Origin of the sequence: Desulfoluna butyratoxydans, assembly GCF_900699765.1 — a bacterium.
Taxonomy (GTDB): Bacteria; Desulfobacterota; Desulfobacteria; order Desulfobacterales; family Desulfolunaceae; genus Desulfoluna; species Desulfoluna butyratoxydans.
Window position 1 is genome coordinate 670,166 of record NZ_CAADHO010000003.1, and the last position, 15,862, is coordinate 686,027.

General features: G+C 60.4%; 13 protein-coding genes. 8 read left to right on the top strand and 5 right to left on the bottom strand.

The annotated features are described in order from the left end of the window. The first annotated feature begins 63 nt into the window (after nt 1-63). The 3 genes from MSL71_RS11710 (at nt 64) to MSL71_RS11720 (ending at nt 4,427) form a co-directional block, all read left to right on the top strand. The gene (locus tag MSL71_RS11710; protein ID WP_180140447.1) at nt 64-642 is read left to right on the top strand and encodes a TetR/AcrR family transcriptional regulator; all 579 of its coding nucleotides are present in this window, start codon (nt 64-66) and stop codon (nt 640-642) included. A 26-nt stretch (nt 643-668) separates the two neighbouring features. Continuing rightward, nucleotides 669-1,937, top strand: a complete 1,269-nt coding sequence (locus MSL71_RS11715; protein ID WP_180140449.1) for a clostripain-related cysteine peptidase — start codon at nt 669-671, stop codon at nt 1,935-1,937. Between the two features lie 282 nt (nt 1,938-2,219). Continuing rightward, on the top strand, nt 2,220-4,427 hold the full coding sequence (locus tag MSL71_RS11720) for a DUF3141 domain-containing protein (protein ID WP_180140451.1): 2,208 nt from the start codon (nt 2,220-2,222) through the stop codon (nt 4,425-4,427). Nucleotides 4,428-4,535: 108 nt separating this feature from the next. Here the strand turns inward: MSL71_RS11720 and MSL71_RS11725 are convergent, their stop codons facing one another. The 4 genes from MSL71_RS11725 to MSL71_RS11740 all read right to left on the bottom strand — a co-directional run bounded on the left by MSL71_RS11725 (nt 4,536) and on the right by MSL71_RS11740 (nt 8,123). Then, entirely contained in the window at nt 4,536-5,453 is a 918-nt protein-coding gene (locus MSL71_RS11725) for a nitroreductase family protein (RefSeq protein WP_180140453.1), read from the bottom strand. Beyond that, nucleotides 5,450-6,511, bottom strand: coding sequence for an AI-2E family transporter (locus tag MSL71_RS11730; protein WP_180140456.1), 1,062 nt, complete (start codon nt 6,509-6,511; stop codon nt 5,450-5,452). Before MSL71_RS11730 ends, MSL71_RS11725 begins: the two co-directional genes overlap by 4 nt. Nucleotides 6,512-6,709: 198 nt before the next feature. Beyond that, nucleotides 6,710-7,459 (bottom strand): hypothetical protein, encoded by a 750-nt coding sequence (locus MSL71_RS11735; RefSeq protein WP_180140458.1) that lies wholly within the window; start codon nt 7,457-7,459, stop codon nt 6,710-6,712. Nucleotides 7,460-7,469: 10 nt separating this feature from the next. After that, nucleotides 7,470-8,123 (bottom strand): tyrosine-protein kinase family protein, encoded by a 654-nt coding sequence (locus MSL71_RS11740; protein WP_180140461.1) that lies wholly within the window; start codon nt 8,121-8,123, stop codon nt 7,470-7,472. Between the two features lie 240 nt (nt 8,124-8,363). Here MSL71_RS11740 and MSL71_RS11745 point away from each other — a divergent pair, with 240 nt between their 5' ends. Together MSL71_RS11745 and MSL71_RS11750 are read left to right on the top strand one after the other, a co-directional pair. Then, nucleotides 8,364-8,771 (top strand): PaaI family thioesterase, encoded by a 408-nt coding sequence (locus tag MSL71_RS11745; RefSeq protein ID WP_180140463.1) that lies wholly within the window; start codon nt 8,364-8,366, stop codon nt 8,769-8,771. A gap of 286 nt (nt 8,772-9,057) precedes the next feature. After that, nucleotides 9,058-10,164, top strand: a complete 1,107-nt coding sequence (locus MSL71_RS11750) for an HD-GYP domain-containing protein (RefSeq protein ID WP_180140465.1) — start codon at nt 9,058-9,060, stop codon at nt 10,162-10,164. A gap of 32 nt (nt 10,165-10,196) precedes the next feature. Here the strand turns inward: MSL71_RS11750 and MSL71_RS11755 are convergent, their stop codons facing one another. Then, on the bottom strand, nt 10,197-11,930 hold the full coding sequence (locus MSL71_RS11755) for a YcaO-like family protein (protein WP_180140467.1): 1,734 nt from the start codon (nt 11,928-11,930) through the stop codon (nt 10,197-10,199). A 374-nt stretch (nt 11,931-12,304) separates the two neighbouring features. On the opposite strand from MSL71_RS11755, the gene hisB reads away from it, so the two are divergent. The 3 genes from hisB (at nt 12,305) to dnaG (ending at nt 15,821) form a co-directional block, all read left to right on the top strand. Beyond that, entirely contained in the window at nt 12,305-12,892 is a 588-nt protein-coding gene (gene hisB / locus MSL71_RS11760; RefSeq protein ID WP_180140470.1) for an imidazoleglycerol-phosphate dehydratase HisB, read from the top strand. Between the two features lie 78 nt (nt 12,893-12,970). Then, nucleotides 12,971-13,663: a hypothetical protein gene (locus tag MSL71_RS11765; protein ID WP_180140472.1), complete on the top strand. Its 693-nt coding sequence runs from the start codon at nt 12,971-12,973 to the stop codon at nt 13,661-13,663. Nucleotides 13,664-14,045: 382 nt separating this feature from the next. Next, complete coding sequence (gene dnaG / locus MSL71_RS11770) at nt 14,046-15,821, top strand: DNA primase (protein WP_180140474.1); 1,776 nt, start codon at nt 14,046-14,048, stop codon at nt 15,819-15,821. Nucleotides 15,822-15,862: the final 41 nt, after the last annotated feature.

Consider the following 15,862-nt stretch of genomic DNA (forward strand, 5'->3'; position numbering starts at 1 on the left):
TGAAGACCGGTATCATAACGGCCCGGCACGGCATGTGCGGTGGGGGAAAGGAACGTAAAAGGGATGGGCAAAGAGGAGAAACGACAACGGGTGTATGAAGCGGCTCTCCTGCTCTTTTCCCGGTACGGTTTCAAAAAGACCACCGTGGAGGATATTGGCGATGCCCTGGGCATGACCAAAGGAAACCTCTACCTCTACGCCAAGAGCAAGAAAGACCTCTACGAGTCGGCCGTGGCCTGGGCCCTTCGCAACTGGCAGCAGAACTCCAGGGAGGCGGCCGACAAGGAGGAGAGTTGCGCGGCCAGGATCTACACCTACTTCATCACCGGGTACCGCTACCTGGAGTCGGACCCGGTCCTGCGCCACCTGATCCGTCATGATCAGGCCCTCTTCCCCCTGACCGAAGCGGAAGACCGCTTTCAGGAGATCAACCGTGCTTCGCGGAACATTCTCCAGGCCTACCTCGAAGAGGGTATCGCCACGGGCGAATTCCGTCCTTTTGAGGTTTCCGGGGTCGCGGAACTGCTCTACTCCTTTTATGTGATGCTGGTGATCAAACGGTATGTCGTGCCCGGCAATATCCCGTCGCAGCGTGACCTGAACACCGCCTTTGATCTCATCTTGAACGGTTTGCTTGCCTGATTTAAATTCCCTCCGGAGGAACCCTTGTGAGCACATACAGGACGTGGGGTGCAGTGCGTGTGGTGGGTGTGGCCCTTCTGGCCCTGCTGATGTCGGCCTGTGGCGGCAGCGGCGGCTCCGACGGTCAGGGGGGGACCACCTGGACCGTCATGGTCTATCTGGACGGCGACAACAACCTGGAAGCCGATGCCCTGGTGGATTTCAACGAGATGGAAGCCGCGGCTTCAAGCCCGGATACCCGCGTCATCGTTCTGTTTGATCGCAGCAGCGGCTATGTGCAGGACCAGGGGGATTGGTCGGAGACGCGGCTTTACGAGATACGCCCCGACGCCGATGCCTCGGTCATTGCCTCCAAAAGGCTCATCGACACGACCTGGCTGGGCCTCAGCGGGGACGGGGACGACGAGCTGAACATGGGCAGTGCCGAGACCCTGCGGCGGTTTGTCGCCTTTGGGAAGGCAACGTACCCTGCCGATCACACGGCCCTGGTCCTCTGGGACCACGGCAGCGGCTGGGCCCCGGCCGCATCGGACATTGCAGCCCCGGGCACCAAGTTCATCGCCGCCGACGAAACCAGCTTCAATGACGCCCTTTCCGTCAAGGAGGTGGCCTCGGCCCTTGAGGGGCAGGGGGTGAGCCTTCTGGGATTTGACGCCTGCCTGATGGCGGAAGTGGAGGTGGCGTGGGAGTTTCAGGACAGGGCCCGGTTCATGGTGGCGTCCGAGGGGCTGGAGCCTTCCTCCGGCTGGGACTACACCGGACTGTTGACCTGTTTTTCCCGGCTGCCCGCCTCGTCGAAGAGCCCCGAAGCCCTGGGCCGGTGCATCGCCGAGACCTATATGGCAAGCGGGGTGGGGGGCATGGACGTGGGGCTTTCCGTGGTGGACCTGACGGCCCTGGCTCCCCTGGGGGCGGCGGTGGACGAGCTGGCCTCGGAGGTGATGGCCCTTGGCTCCGATACGGTCATTGGGGCGCGGTACCAGCGAGCGGCCTCCTACAACGACAACACCTGCGTGGATCTGCGCCAGTTCGCCGAGGTCCTCGGGGCCTCCGTCGAGACCCGGGACGCCCTGGGAGAGGCCCTTTCCGATGCGATCATTTACAATGAAACCACGCGTCCGGAAAAGGCCTGCGGACTCTCCGTCTACTTTCCCGTCTTCGGCGAGAGTGACGGCCAGTATTCTCTTTATACCCCTGCCCACCTTGCCTTTGTGGCGGAGACCCGCTGGGCCGACGCCCTTGACGCCCACAGCGACCCGGCTCCATGGACCGCCTTTATTGATTTCTTGCCCTAATAACGTCTTGATAAGAGGGGTTATGTTGATATAATACCTCTTGTTTGCCGTTGTGATGCCTCGGCGGCCGTGTCCGGGGCAAGGTCCCGTCTTAAGCTTCGTGTCTTCGATTTTTGTCCGTCTGTTTCGCCTGCATGATTCGGGGCGGACCGGGGCCTTTTTCTTTTTCGAACGATCCTGCCGTACCACACATCAACCATGCCTTGCCGGGCCCAGTGTGTTCTCTGTTTTCTTGAACTGTTCTTGACGTTTTGCCGACGGCAAGGTGATTCAGGAGGGGTTATGGACGCTGCAGCAGTCAATACCGTGTCATCCGCCTTTGATTTTTTTGCACATGCTTCCGAATATGCCATTGATACGTCTCAGCGGTCCATTTTGTTTTGGGATGTGCTGCGAAAACGGGGGAACAACTACCTGGAGCACCTCGACAAAGGGCAACCCCCGGTATTGATTTTTGACTATGAGATTATCTGCGACGCACGGACCTTTGATCGCCCCGCCAATTATGCCCTTGCCCTGATCCGCGGGAAGCGAAGTCCCGAAGGTCGCGGGTTTACAGGGGGAGCCGACCGCAGGGTGAGGGGGGACGGCAAGGAAGGGGATCGCTCGGAGCCCGACCGTCGCCCCATTGTCATCATCGATCCCAGGGCCGGTCATGGTCCGGGCATCGGCGGGTCCAAGGAGGCGTCGGAGATCGGTCATGCCCTGTCCAACGGCCACTCTGTCTATTTTGTCCTGTTTTTCACAGAGCCCATGGAAGGCCAGACTTTAGGGGATGTGAAAAATGCGGAAATCCGGTTTTTGGAGGAGGTGGCCAGGCGGCACCCGGACGCCCTGCGGCCGGTGGTGATCGGCAACTGCCAGGGGGGATGGGCCACAGCCATTGTGGCTGCCGAGCGGCCTGATCTTGCAGGTCCCATTGTCCTGAACGGCGCTCCGCTTTCCTACTGGTCCGGCGTGGGGGGAACCAATCCCATGCGGTACAAGGGAGGGCTCCTTGGGGGCGTCTGGATCAACGACCTGGTGAGCGATCTGGGCGGTGGGCATTTCGACGGGGCCAACCTGGTCATGAGCATGGAAGGGCTGAACCCCGGCAACACCTTCTGGTCCAAGCAGTACAACCTTTACAAAAATGTGGACACCGAAGAGCAGCGGTTCCTTGATTTCGAGAAGTGGTGGGGCGGTTTTTTCCTGATGACCAAAGAGGAGATCCATACCATTGTGGCGGATCTGTTCATCGGAAACCGACTGGCCAACGGGCAGCTGCAGCTTGACGACGGGCCCGTTGTCAACTTGAAGCGGTTCAGCGACCCGGTGGTGGTGTTTGCTTCAAGCGGGGACAACATCACGCCTCCCCAGCAGGCCCTCAACTGGATTCCCATGGTCTACAAGTCCGTGGATGAGATCAAGCGCCTGGGACAGGTTATCGTCTATATCGTGCATCCCACCATCGGCCATTTGGGCATCTTTGTGGCGAGTTCCATTGCCGGCAAGGAGCAAAAGGAGATCATCGGCAGTGTGGAGATGATCAATTTTCTTGCCCCCGGTCTCTATGAAATGGAGATTGTGGAGGCGCCGTCCGAGGAGTGGCTTAATGACTACAAGGTGAAGTTTACCGAGCGCACCATCGATGACATCCTGGCTTACGACGACGGCGTGGAGGACGAGAAGGCCTTTGAGCTGGTGGCCTCTATTTCCGAGCGAAACAGCGCCATGTACAGCACCTGGGTAAGCCCCCTGGTGCGGGCCATGGTCAACCCGCTGTTTGTGGAGTGGATGCTTGAGATGCACCCCATGCGCTTGCAGCGAAGCCTTATTACCGACGGGAATCCCCTGGTGAGGCCCGTGAAAGATGCGGCGGAGTATGTTCGTCGCACAAGGCGTCCCGTGTCGGAGACCAACCCCTTTGTCCAGGCGGAGCGGGCCCTCTCCGATATGGTGGTGACGGCCCTGGACTGGGGCCAGTCCCTGAGCGATATGACCCAGGAGAAGGTGTTTCACCTGATGTACGACAACCCGGTCCTGGCCTGGCTCTACGGCATGGATCGAGGTCCCACCCCCGAAGAGGCCAAGGCAACCCGGGCGTCTGAGGCCCGAGAGCGAAAAGAGGACCGCCTCAAGTGGCTCTCCATGGTTGAGGAGGGGGGATATCCGGAAGGGGCCGTCCGTATGATCATTGCCATGGCCAGTGTGGACGGTTCCGTGGATGAAGCGGAGATGGCCATGGGGAGCCGCATTGTCAAGGCAAGCTGGCGTTTGAAGCGCCTGTCCAACAGGGAGCTCCACAAGATTGCCAAGGAGCAGGCCCGCATCCTGCAAACGGATTTTTCAAAGGCCCTTGACGCTCTTCCGCTGCTGCTTCCGGACAAGAAGGACCGGGAGAAGGCGTTGAAGCTGGCTCACCATATTGCCCTGGCCGACCACGACATCAACAAGAAAGAGGCCAATCTCCTTGCCCGGATGAAACAAATTCTCGGGCTATCGGCATAGCAATTCGGCGCGCCTCTTTTGGCAAGGGGGCGCGATGACATGAAAAAGCCGCCACGGTTCCCCAAGGGGCCGCTGGCGGCTTTTTTTGTGCTCTGCGGGGAGTTCTGGTCAGCTTTGGGAGAGGCGGACCACCCGCGGCGTCACGGGCCTGCGCACCGACGGGCGACGGTAGGGTTCGTCCGGGTGTCCAATGGCAATGACGGCGTGAACGGTTTCGTCTTTGGGAAGGCCGATGCGCTGCCTCAGTCCGGCATCGCGGGCCAGGGCTTCCACGGCAAAGCCGATGAGGCAGGTGCCCAGGCCCATGGCGTGGGCGGCCAGCAGGATCTGGCCGGATGCCAGGAGGGCGTCTTCGGTGGGGCAGGAGGCCTCTTTGGAGCAGCTGACGAGGATGGCTGCCGGGGCGCCGTGGAAGAGGAGGTCCTTGTGCTGGATGGTCCAGCAGGCGATGCCTTCTTCGATGCGGTCGTGGTACTCGGCGTAATAGCGGGAGAGCTCCGGCTTGCCCAGGAGGGAAAGCAGTCCCCTGAGGGGCGCGATGCGGGCCATGCGATTGAGTTTCTGAAAGAAAGAGAGGACGCCCCGACCGAATCCCTTCACCGAGGTGCGGTCGGGGAGCAGGGTGAACTGCCAGGCCTGGGCGTTGGTGCCGGAAGGGGCGGTGGTGCCGATGCGCACCAGGTCTTCAAGGACCGTGGCGGGGACGGGGTCCTTGGTGAAGTGGCGGCAGGACCGGCGGGAAGCCATGAGCCAGGCGAGGGTTTCCACCTCAACATCTCCGGGGGCGAGCCAGCCGTCTGGCATGGCAAAGGTTTGGAAATCCTGGCCCATGGGCCGGTGGCCGGTGAGGGTGACGGCCCCGGTGGGGCAGACGGCCATGCAGTGTCCGCAGGAGAGGGAGTCGTCTCCGGTGATCCGTGCCATATCGTCTACCAGGGTGAGGGTGTCGTGGGGGCAGATGGCCACGCAGGCGCCGCAGCCCGTGCACAGGGATTCGTCGATGGTTACATGGATCGGGCGTTTCATTGGGCTGTCTCCTTCAGAATGTTTCGCGCCACTTTTTCCGGTCCCAGGAGGATGGCGATCCACCGGGTCTCTTCCCGGGCTTCCAGGCTGATTTTAAGGGCCATGGTCAGGGGAACCGAGAGGATCATGCCCACAGGGCCCATGACCCATCCCCAGAAGGCCAGGGAGAGAAAGACCACCAGGGCGGAGAGGCCCACGCCGCTTCCCATGACCCGCGGTTCGATGAGGTTGCCGATGGTCACATTGGTGATCAGGTAGAGAATGGCCACCATCAGGGCCTTCATCCCTCCCAGCTGGACCGTGGCCAGGAGGATGGCCGGCACTGCGGCGATGATGGAACCGATGTTGGGCACAAAATTGAAGATAAAGGCGATGAGGCCCCAGATGGCGGGAAAATCCACCCCGAAGACTGTCAGGCCCAGGTAGATTACGCCGCCGGTGGTAAGGCTGGTGGCGCTTTTGATGGCCAGGTAGTGACGAATGCCTTCGGTGATGCGGTGGAATCCTTTGTGGGAAGCGTTGCCGTTGCCTAAGGCGGCCTGCAGTTTTACGGAGAACCCCGAGGCTTCCATGAGAATGAAGATGACCGTCAGGACGATAAAAAAGGTGTTGGTAAAGACCCCGCCGAGGCGAGAGAGCAGTCCCCCCAGAAAGGCCATCATGCGGCCCGGGTTGAGGACGTTGAGCAGGGTCTCGCTGGTGATGTCGATGTGCCACCCCTGCAGGAGGGGCACCACGTTGCTTACCAGGGCTTCCATGCGTTGCTGGTAGGCGGGGATGCTTCTGGTGAACTCTTCAATGGCTCCGGTGATGATGTTGACCAGCAGGAGAAAAAGCATGAGGACCACAAGAACGATGGCAAGGACAGCCAGTCCTGTGGGGATCTTTTTTTTCTCCATCCAGAACATGGGCGGAGAGACCGCAACCGCGATGAACACGGACAGGAGAAAGGGGACCAGAACCGGGGAGGCGGCCTGGATGCCTTTGACGACAACGACAAAACAAGCCATGGAGATGAGGATGCCGGCTCTGGCCGGTACGCCGGGAGGGGGTTGCATGGGGTGTCCTTTGGCTCAGGGGTTGGGGCCATGATTTCGGGATGGGGCGATGGGGGTGACACCGCAGGTCCGTGTGCTCGTGTCCGTGGGCCATCATGGCGGTTTTCATTGAAAAGGTGCCCATGTGATGAAATATGTATACATCAAGGCGGGACCACGGAAAATACAAAAATGGTCGTGCAGGGCGTCACCAGGAGATCAGGGGTGAGGGGACTTGCCCTCCGGAGGGTCCCCCAGGGCCTGGGACACCTTGTTCAGGTCCGGCAGGGAGCCCAGGACGGGCAGGTTGACGTATCGGGCGATCTGGCGTTCGGATTTCAGGGCGGCGTCGTTCCACTCCAGGGCCGCGATGAGGGCCATGACCGCCAGTACCGAGGCGATGAACAGAAAGAGGAGGGGCAGGAACCGGTCGGGGCGCCAGAGGGCGCGCAGGGGCTTGGTTTCAATGGCTCCCATGCGTTCAGGATGGCGTTCCCGGGCAATGTGCATGCCGCTCATGGAAATGCCCTCCCGGGCCTTTCTCACCAGCCTGCGGGCATAGTAGTCCACGAGGCTTTTTCCCATCTCGGCGTCTTTGCCGAGGTAGCGGATCCGGGCGATTCCCCGGTCGTAGGAGAGGGTGATGTCGTTGCTGACGGCGGCGGTGACGTTTCGGTAATGGTCGGGCTCCAGCTGCCCTACGTCTGCTTCGGTGAGGTTGAAGTATCGGTTGACGTCGAAGTTGTCCCGGAAGAAGATGGCCTGGGCGTCCACCACCTCGGCGACGGTGTCGAAGGAGGCGGAGGTGAACGGGGTCTCCAGGGGAAGCCGGACATCCTGCCAGACCTCGTGACGGTCCGGGGTGATGGCCGCGGAGAGCAGATAGAGGCCCGGCATGAGAAAGGCAAGGAGGAACCAGGAATTGTAGCGCTTGAGGCCGTGGGTATACCGTTTGACAAGGTAGGACATGGCAGGCTCCTTAGTGCATGATGGGGTTTTTCCACTGGTTGGCCACCACTCCGATGATTTTGGCCCCGTTGATGCGCATGGCCGTGGTGGTGCGCTTCAGGGTGGAGCGGGGAGTCCGGTTGGTCATGAAGACAAGCAGCACACCGTCGGCGATGCCGGAAAGCAGCACAGGGTCCCGCATGTTCTGATTTTCCGGGAAGGCTGCGGAGGTGTCCACGATGATGGTGTCGTATCGGTTTCTGGCCTCCTGGAGGAGGTGGTGGTCGTCGCCTTCAACGGCGGGCATGGCCCCCTGGGCCTCCTCGGGCATGAGGGCGGCGGGAAGGATGTCGATGCCTGAGCGGGTGGAGACGATAAGCTCTTCAATGGAGTCGGCCCGGTAAAAGGCTTCGGGGCTCTCGATGGGCTCCACCTGGAAGGCCGTGTGAATGGCCGGGGCGAACCAGTTGTAATCCACAAGGAGGGTCCGGCGCCGTTTGGCACGGGAAGCGGCGATGGCAAGCCCCGTGGCCACGGTGGTCTTCCCCTCTCCCCGGGCACCGCTGGTGACGACGACGCACAGGGGCTCCTGGCGGTCGGTGGCGTTTTGGACGGCGGTGAAGATGCGTTTGGTCTCGGCGATTTTTCCCAGGGTCTCAAGGTGTGGATCGTATGCACGGTTCATGAACAAAGCGCTCCTTGGCATGGGCGTGGTTTCGGTTGGTCGTCCCAAGGGGCGGGTGACGCGGATCAGGGGGTGATCCATGCGTATGGCGCAGGTGGAAGACCGTCGCGCAGGGGCTGTGCGCAATCGGCGTCTCGTGGCGGATTGTGGGTAATGGACTTATATTAGATCAAATACAGGCAGGTGGCAACAGGGGAGGAGAGTCCTTTTTTCTGCCCGTGGGTGTCGTCAGGAGGAGTGATGGGGTACAGGTTTGACCCACCGGAGGTGTTCCGGGAGATGGACGCGCAGATTGTAAGCTTTGATGCGGAAAAAGAGACCATTGAGGTGCGCTTTCCCGTGAAGCGGGGGTACCGCAACCCCATGGGGGCCATGCAGGGCGGGATGGTCGTGGCGGCCATGGACAACACCTTCGGCCCCCTGACCGTGCTGCTGGGCACCACCAGCGTAACCACACAGCTGAACACCAGCTTCGTCAAGCCCGTGGGGCGGGGTGAGTCCCATGTCACCGTTGTGGCCCGGGTAACGGCCCGATCGCGCCGCCAGATTCACATGGCCGCCGAGGTCCGCAACGCACAAGGGGAGGTCGCCGCCCTGGGCACGGCCAGTTTTCTGGTGCTGGAGACCCGCGATCCCGAATCGGCCTGACGCCCCTGGCGAGGTCCTCGGATTCGCGGTTGTTGGCAGTCTGGCTTTGGGGTATACTCATTGTATTCATGCGTTTATGTAGCTCGGAATGTGATTGACGCATCAGACACACCGGAATACGACGGCTCCGGGTTGAATCAGGAGCCGTCTGGGTCCCCATGTTGCTGAAAAGAACCCCAGCCCTTCGATCTCCGTCCTGTGTTGATACGCTTCCCTCCTTTTGGTTTCGGCTTTCGGCAACCCTTCCCCCCTTTCACCCGGTTTTTGCCTTTGGGAGCGACAACCTATGACCAAGCAGAAAACAAAGAACCCGCCCGGCCTGTTGATTGTCGATGACGACGAAACCATTCGGATGATCTTAAGGCGTGTGATGGAAAAGCAGGGGTTTGTCTGTCACATGGCTTCCCACGGCGTGGAGGCCTTGGCCGTGCTTGAAAAGCACCCGGTGGAGATTGTCCTGACAGATGTGGACATGCCCGAGATGGGAGGCCTAGAACTGGTGAAGCAGATCCGTGCCAGGCACACCGCCGATCCCATTGTCATGACCGGCCACATCGATGATTTCAGCTACGAACAGATCATCCAGACCGGGGCCGTGGATTTTATCCTGAAGCCCATGGCGCCGGGTGAGGTGGTCCTGAGGGTGCAGCGCGTGCTTCGGGAGCGCCGCCTTGTCCAGGGGCTCAAGGAGACGCACCAGGCCCTGAAGGATTCGTACCTGGATACCATCAACCGGCTGGTGACCGCAGCCGAGTACCGGGACGAAAACACCGGGAGCCACATCACCCGCATGAGCACCTACAGCGCCTTTCTTGCGGAAAAGATGAACATGGACGGGGCCTGGGTGGACCGCATCCGTTACGGCTCGGTCATGCACGACATCGGCAAGATCGGCATTCCCGATCATATCCTCATGAAGCCGGACAGGCTGTCCGGCGACGAGTTTCATGTGATCCGGACCCATCCGGCCATCGGGGCGCGGATCCTGGCCAACGCCAAATCCGATGTGCTGCGCAGCGGCCAGCAGATCGCCATCTCTCACCATGAAAAGTGGGATGGCACCGGGTATCCCCAGGGCCTCTCCGGAGATCGGATCCCGCTGGCCGGGCGCATTGTGGGCATCGCCGATGTCTTTGACGCCCTCTCCACCCGGCGTCCGTACAAGGACCCTTACCCGCCGGACGTAATCTACGGCCTCATGCAGGAGGAGAGGGAGAAACATTTTGACCCCGATCTCACCGATATTGTGCTGGATAACTTTGACGAGTTTCTGGCCATTCGTAACGGCAACTGCAACGGCAGCGCCGAGATGGTCAACTCCGGGGCCGCCTTCAGCTGGAGCCGAAGGGATGCCGGGATGGAGAAACCGAAGGGGGGCGCGGCCTCATCGTGAGGCCGCGGTGGCAGATTTTTTATCTTGTGGGATCAGGCGGTCTCGGCCAGTGCCTCCAGGTTGGTTCGGGCAAACTCGATGGAGGGATCCATCTTCAGGGCCATTCGGTAGTAGGTGATGGCCTTGTCCGTGTTGCCGAGTTCCCGGTAGTTGGAGGCGATGTTGGCGTAATCGATGGCGGAGTTGGGGTTGAGGCGGAGCACCTCCCGGAAGGCGTCGATGGCCTTGTTGTGATCGGCCAGCATGTAGTGGCAAAAGCCCATGAGATTGTAAATATCTTCGCGCTCGGGGTCGATGTCGATACCGGCCTGAAGGACCTTGAGGGCCTCCCTGTAGCGGCCCGTCTCCTTGAGGCTGACCCCCATCCACGAGCAGATGGAAGGGATCTCCGGTTCGTCGGGGTGGCACGAAAGGGCCTTTTCAAAGGCGGCGGTGGCTTCGTCAAAGGCGCCCTGGTTCAGCAGGAGTTGGCCCTTGTAGAAGTGGAGGTAGTAGCGTTCTCCCACGGCCCTTTCAATGCCGGTGATGCGGGCAAGGGCGTCTTCGGGGTCGCATGTTTCGGTGATGAGCCGTGCGGCGAACAGGGGCACGCTGGTACCCAGGCTCCGCTCCCGGAAATGGGCGCCGGGGATGATGGTGTAAAAGGCGGGGATCCCCAGCTCCGGGTGGGTGGTCTCAATGGTGAAGATCTCCAAGCCGATGGATTTCAGGGCCGCCACGTAGCGCTCGATCTCCACCTTGATGTTGGCGTCCGACAGGTCGGGCAGGCTGGCCAGGGGTACGGCGGTCTGGGCACGGGTGATGAACTCAGCCTCGGCAAGGTCGGTGTACTTGGGCAGGCCGCTGGCCACATAGTTGGCGTCGGTGTTGAAGTCCCCGGCCAGTTGAGCCACCTCGGTCATGGCCCGGCTCATGGCTTTTTCCGGGTCCGGGGCGGTGCCTGCGGTCCACACCAGCTCGCTGGACTCGGGGAAGGTGGCCGGGTCCCAGGCCAGGACCCCCACCGTGGGGATGCCGGTGTCCAGGGAGAGATCTGAAAACACAAGGTTGATACCGTTTTTCCGGTATTTGACGAGCATGTCCCGCACGGCAGGATCCGTGGCAGTGTCCGGATCGATGGTGGGGGTGACCCGCTTGCCGTGGCTCACAAGGGAGCAGACATGGCGCTCCACGATTTCGGAGATTCCCTGGCAGATGGCCTCTTCGTTGCAGTTACCGGCCGAAGGGCCGTTGAACTCGTTGATGGCAAAGAACCAGTCAAAGGGGATGAGCATGTCGGTGCCCGTGGTGAGGTTGTGGGCCGGGGTCCACTTCAGGGGAATGTCGGAAAAGATGGCTTCGGCGGTGTCCAAAGGGGTGTCGTCGTCGTGGACCGATCGGGCAATGAGGGAAAAGGGAAGGGCCCTGTCCTTGACGTTGGCGTAGGTGTCGGTGACAAAGTGACTCTCGTCGGCCTTGAAGGCGAAAAAGCTGAACCGCTCGGCAAGTTCCATGACGGCGCTGGCTTCGGACTGCACGGGGGTGGCCCCTTTGCCCATCTGCTTGGCCGTTCCCGTCAGGGCCGAGGCATCCTTGCCGCAGACACTGAAAAACACCGGAATGTCGAGCCGTCCGTTGTCTATGCGGCTCGTTTCCTTGAGAATGTCCAGCGAGAGGTTTTTCGCTTTTTCCTTGAATCTGGCAACGGTCTCTCGGGGGGAAATCACTTTGTCCTGATCGGCGGTGCAGCTTTTGATGGCATCGTTCAATACTATTCCGGCACTCATACAACACGTCCTTCCCATGGGTTCCCGGTGGCTCCGGGAATGGATGATTGCTTTGGTCTGCGGTGATCATGCAGCGTCCGGTATCAGAAGCAGGGAGGGCAGGGTATTTCGTGTGGTTCCCCCCGGTTATCCGGGGCCGGGTTCGATGCATGAAAAAACAATCTTCGTACCATACAACATGCGGAAGTGAAAAGCCTTTTTTACGTTGACCCTCCAGCGGCAATCTGGTAATTGGGTGGGGATATTCTAAGGGCTTAAGCTCCTTTTTCGGTGCCGCCCTTTTCACTATCTGCACACGGGAAGGCGGAGCCACCACCACCATCCACTGCCTTCAGCAACGCGCCTCAACTCCGATATTTCACAGGCATCACACTATGACTCGCACAGCCACCATCACGCGCAACACCAAAGAGACACGTATTTCCATCGACCTTGATCTGGACGGCAGCGGCCGGGCGGAGGTGACCACCGGGATTCCCTATTTCGATCACATGCTCACCCTGTTTGCCGCCCACGGATTTTTCGACCTCACCATGAAGGTCGACGGAGATCTGGAGATCGACGCCCACCACACGGTGGAGGATACGGGCCTTGCCCTGGGCATGGCCATTTCCGACGCCCTGGGTGACCGGGCGGGAATCAAGCGTTACGGGCTGGCCGTTACCCCCATGGACGAGACCCTTGCCGAGGTGGCCCTGGATCTGTCCAACCGCCCGTTTCTGGTCTATGACTTTCCGGATCACAGGGTTCGGGACGGCAACTTCGATGCCTGGCTTGCCCGGGAGTTTTTCCAGGCGTTTTCGGTGAAGGCGGGTATGAACCTGCACATCAACGTCCGTTATGGCGAGAACGACCATCACATCATCGAAGCGGTCTTCAAATCCCTGGGACGAGCCCTGGATCAGGCAGTGACCATCGATCCGCGGATTCAAGGGGTGCGTTCCACCAAGGGCGTGATCTAAGGCCACAGGGCCGGTCGCCCCCACCATCTAAGGACGGCCCCTGATTATCCCGGGGTCGGCCCAATCAGGGAGGTGTGTATGGGGTATCCGATGCGGGGCGTTTCCGTGGGAAGGCCGGTGTGCCTTTTTGCCATGCTGATGGTGATGGTGTGTGCCTGTTCACCGGCGCACAAGCCCTCCAAACCTTCGAAACCTGCGGTGCCCGTAACCCTCTTCTCCTGCAACGAGGTGGCGGTTCCCCCCTTTGACTGGGCGGCCCCCGAAGACACGGTCTACATCGAGAGTGAACGGGAAAAGGGGCGGGACGTGCCGTCCCTCTCCGCCTTTGCCGGGCCTGAGCTGTCAAGGCGTCTGGCCGTGAGCCTCAGGGAACGCGGGGTGGAGGCCATGGCGGTTTCCGTGGACGGCACAGACAGCCTGCGTGGGCAGGTGGCGGCCCTTGAAGCCCAGGGGTATTCGTGTGTGGCGCTGGGCCGTGTGGAGCGCTATGAAGAGCGCATCGGCTCCGACTGGTCGGTGAACCGACCGGCGTCGGTGGCCTTTAAGGTGATTCTCATGGAGGCTGCCTCTGGCCGGGTGCTCTGGAAGGGCTCCTTTGACGAGACCCAGCTTCCCTTGAGCGAGAACCTGCTGACTTTCAAGGCCTTTGTGTCACGCAGGGCCCGCTGGGTTACGGCAGCGGAGCTTGCAGAAACCGGTTTCAACGGGCTGGTGGACTCCATGCTCCTGTCGGGGGGGCGGCCACGCCCCGTGGACGAGCCGGAGCCTTGATGATGATTTTTGTTTTCGGAGTGTTCCCCCTTGGTTGGGCTGGGAAGCCGAAAATAGTTCTTGACAAACATGGTTTTGACATTAACTTATGCACCTGCTTGGGCGAGCATGAAGGGCCTGGTGCCGGTTGTAAGGTACCTCGCTTGCTTCGGGCCGTTTCGGCCATCGTTTCAGGAACCTTGGATGCGTCTTTTCCCCTTGGGGGCTGGGCGTTTTAGGCAGTATGTTCGGCTTTCATCCCGTACCGGATGGAGGCTTTCATTATATAATATGGTATGACAGACGGCCTGCCGATGGTTCGGCTACCCTCGCGCAAGGGGCCATCGATGTGGTTCTTTCTCGGATTGGATACCGGACTCTCGCGGACAGGAGCTTTGTGCACTTGATTCCCGAAGAAGTGATTTCAGACATTAAGCATGCGACCGATATTGTTCAGGTTGTCTCTGAAACCGTTCAGCTCAAGAAGACGGGAAGCAACTTCGCAGGTCTTTGTCCGTTTCATTCCGAAAAAACCCCTTCCTTTACTGTCAGCCCGACAAAACAGATTTATTATTGCTTTGGATGCGGAGCCGGAGGCAGCGTTTTCAACTTTGTCATGAAGCGTGACGGGTTGACCTTTCCGGAAACCGTGCGAGCTTTGGGGCGTCGATGCGGCATTGAGGTGCCGGAGCGGGCCCTGAGCGCCGAAGAGAAAGAGAAGATCGGGGCCCGGGAAAAGATTTTCCTGGCCAACCGCCTGGCGGCCGATTTTTTTTCACAGACCCTGAAAGGGGGCCAAGGCTCCGGAGCGCTGGCGTACCTGCACAACCGCGGGATCACCGATGAGACCATCGAGAAGTTCGGGCTCGGGTTTGCCCCGGACTCCTGGGACGCGGTGTCGGGGTGCCTTTCTTCCCATCGGGTGCCTGTGGATATAGCCGTGGGCAGCGGTCTTCTCATCGCCAAAGAGACGGGGCGGTATTATGATCGCTTCAGGAATCGCATCGTCTTTCCGATATTTGATACAGCCATGCAGGTGTCGGGGTTTGGCGGGCGCGTTATGGATGACGCCCTGCCCAAGTACCTGAACTCCCCGGAGACACCTGTTTACCATAAAGCCAGGTCGCTTTACGGACTCCACGCCGCGCGCGAGGGGATCCGGCAGAGCGGGACGGCCTTTGTCGTTGAAGGGTATTTCGATGCCCTGGCCCTGCACCAGCACGGCATTGCCCAGGCGGCGGCCACCCTGGGTACCGCCCTGACCCGGGACCATGTGCGCCTGTTGTCGCGGTGCGGTGCCGAGCGCTTTGTCCTGGTCTTTGACTCGGACGGAGCGGGAATCCGGGCTGCCCTGCGAAGCGTGCCCGTGTTCCAGAAAGAGTACATGACGGCCAAGGTGCTGGTGCTGCCCACGGGCCATGACCCCGACTCCTTTGTGAGGGAGGCCGGGGCCGACGCGTTTCTGGAGCTGGCAGACAAGGCCATGGACCTCCTGGAGTTTCTCATGGACGCTGCCATCAGGCGTCACGGGCTCAGTGTGGAAGGGCGCCTGAAGGTCCTCGGCGACATGAGGGAACCGCTCCTTGCCATGGAAGACCGGGTGGCCCGCTCCCTTTATATCCGTGTGCTGGCCGACAAGGTGGGCATCGACGAAGGGGCTGTCAGTGAGAAGATCCACAAGGCTCCGGCTGCCAATGTCCGGCCCCAGGTGGCCGAACCGTGGCAGGACGCCCCGGTAAAATCTTTGGACCGCATCAAAGAGGAGAACAGCCTGGAGTTCCAGATTGTCTCCATGCTGGTACGCTATGCGGGTATTCATGCCTACTGCAGGGACGTGGGCATTGCAGACTATTTTCAAGAGCCGGGGCTCAAGGAGATTTGTTCCCTTGCCCTGGCTTACGACGGACCCCCGGAGGCCATGACGGACTGGTTTCTGACGAACCTTCGGGAGGAGGGACAAAGGGAGCTCGTGGCGCGTCTTGCCATCGATGAGTTCCCGGTGATTCACCAGCGGTGTGTTACTCTGATTGACCAGTATGTCCGCAACAGAAACAGATTGGGCGATGACCTCTCAAAACGAATCAGGGATGCGGAAGCGCGTGGGGACCACGAGCTTTTGCTGTCGCTGCTGGAAGAGAAACGACGCTTTTCCCAGGACCTGAAGAGACGTCAGCACTAAGCCAGGAAGGTTAAACATCAATCCGGGGTTGCAGGAGGCAA

Coding starts and splice junctions, on each gene's coding strand:
- MSL71_RS11735 (WP_180140458.1), bottom strand. CDS start 7,459: ATGTCCTACCTTGTCAAACGGTATACCCACGGCCTCAAGCGCTACAAT.
- hisB (WP_180140470.1), top strand. CDS start 12,305: ATGACTCGCACAGCCACCATCACGCGCAACACCAAAGAGACACGTATT.
- MSL71_RS11725 (WP_180140453.1), bottom strand. CDS start 5,453: ATGAAACGCCCGATCCATGTAACCATCGACGAATCCCTGTGCACGGGC.
- MSL71_RS11740 (WP_180140461.1), bottom strand. CDS start 8,123: ATGAACCGTGCATACGATCCACACCTTGAGACCCTGGGAAAAATCGCC.
- MSL71_RS11710 (WP_180140447.1), top strand. CDS start 64: ATGGGCAAAGAGGAGAAACGACAACGGGTGTATGAAGCGGCTCTCCTG.
- MSL71_RS11720 (WP_180140451.1), top strand. CDS start 2,220: ATGGACGCTGCAGCAGTCAATACCGTGTCATCCGCCTTTGATTTTTTT.
- MSL71_RS11750 (WP_180140465.1), top strand. CDS start 9,058: ATGACCAAGCAGAAAACAAAGAACCCGCCCGGCCTGTTGATTGTCGAT.
- MSL71_RS11765 (WP_180140472.1), top strand. CDS start 12,971: ATGGGGTATCCGATGCGGGGCGTTTCCGTGGGAAGGCCGGTGTGCCTT.
- MSL71_RS11730 (WP_180140456.1), bottom strand. CDS start 6,511: ATGCAACCCCCTCCCGGCGTACCGGCCAGAGCCGGCATCCTCATCTCC.
- MSL71_RS11755 (WP_180140467.1), bottom strand. CDS start 11,930: ATGAGTGCCGGAATAGTATTGAACGATGCCATCAAAAGCTGCACCGCC.
- MSL71_RS11745 (WP_180140463.1), top strand. CDS start 8,364: ATGGGGTACAGGTTTGACCCACCGGAGGTGTTCCGGGAGATGGACGCG.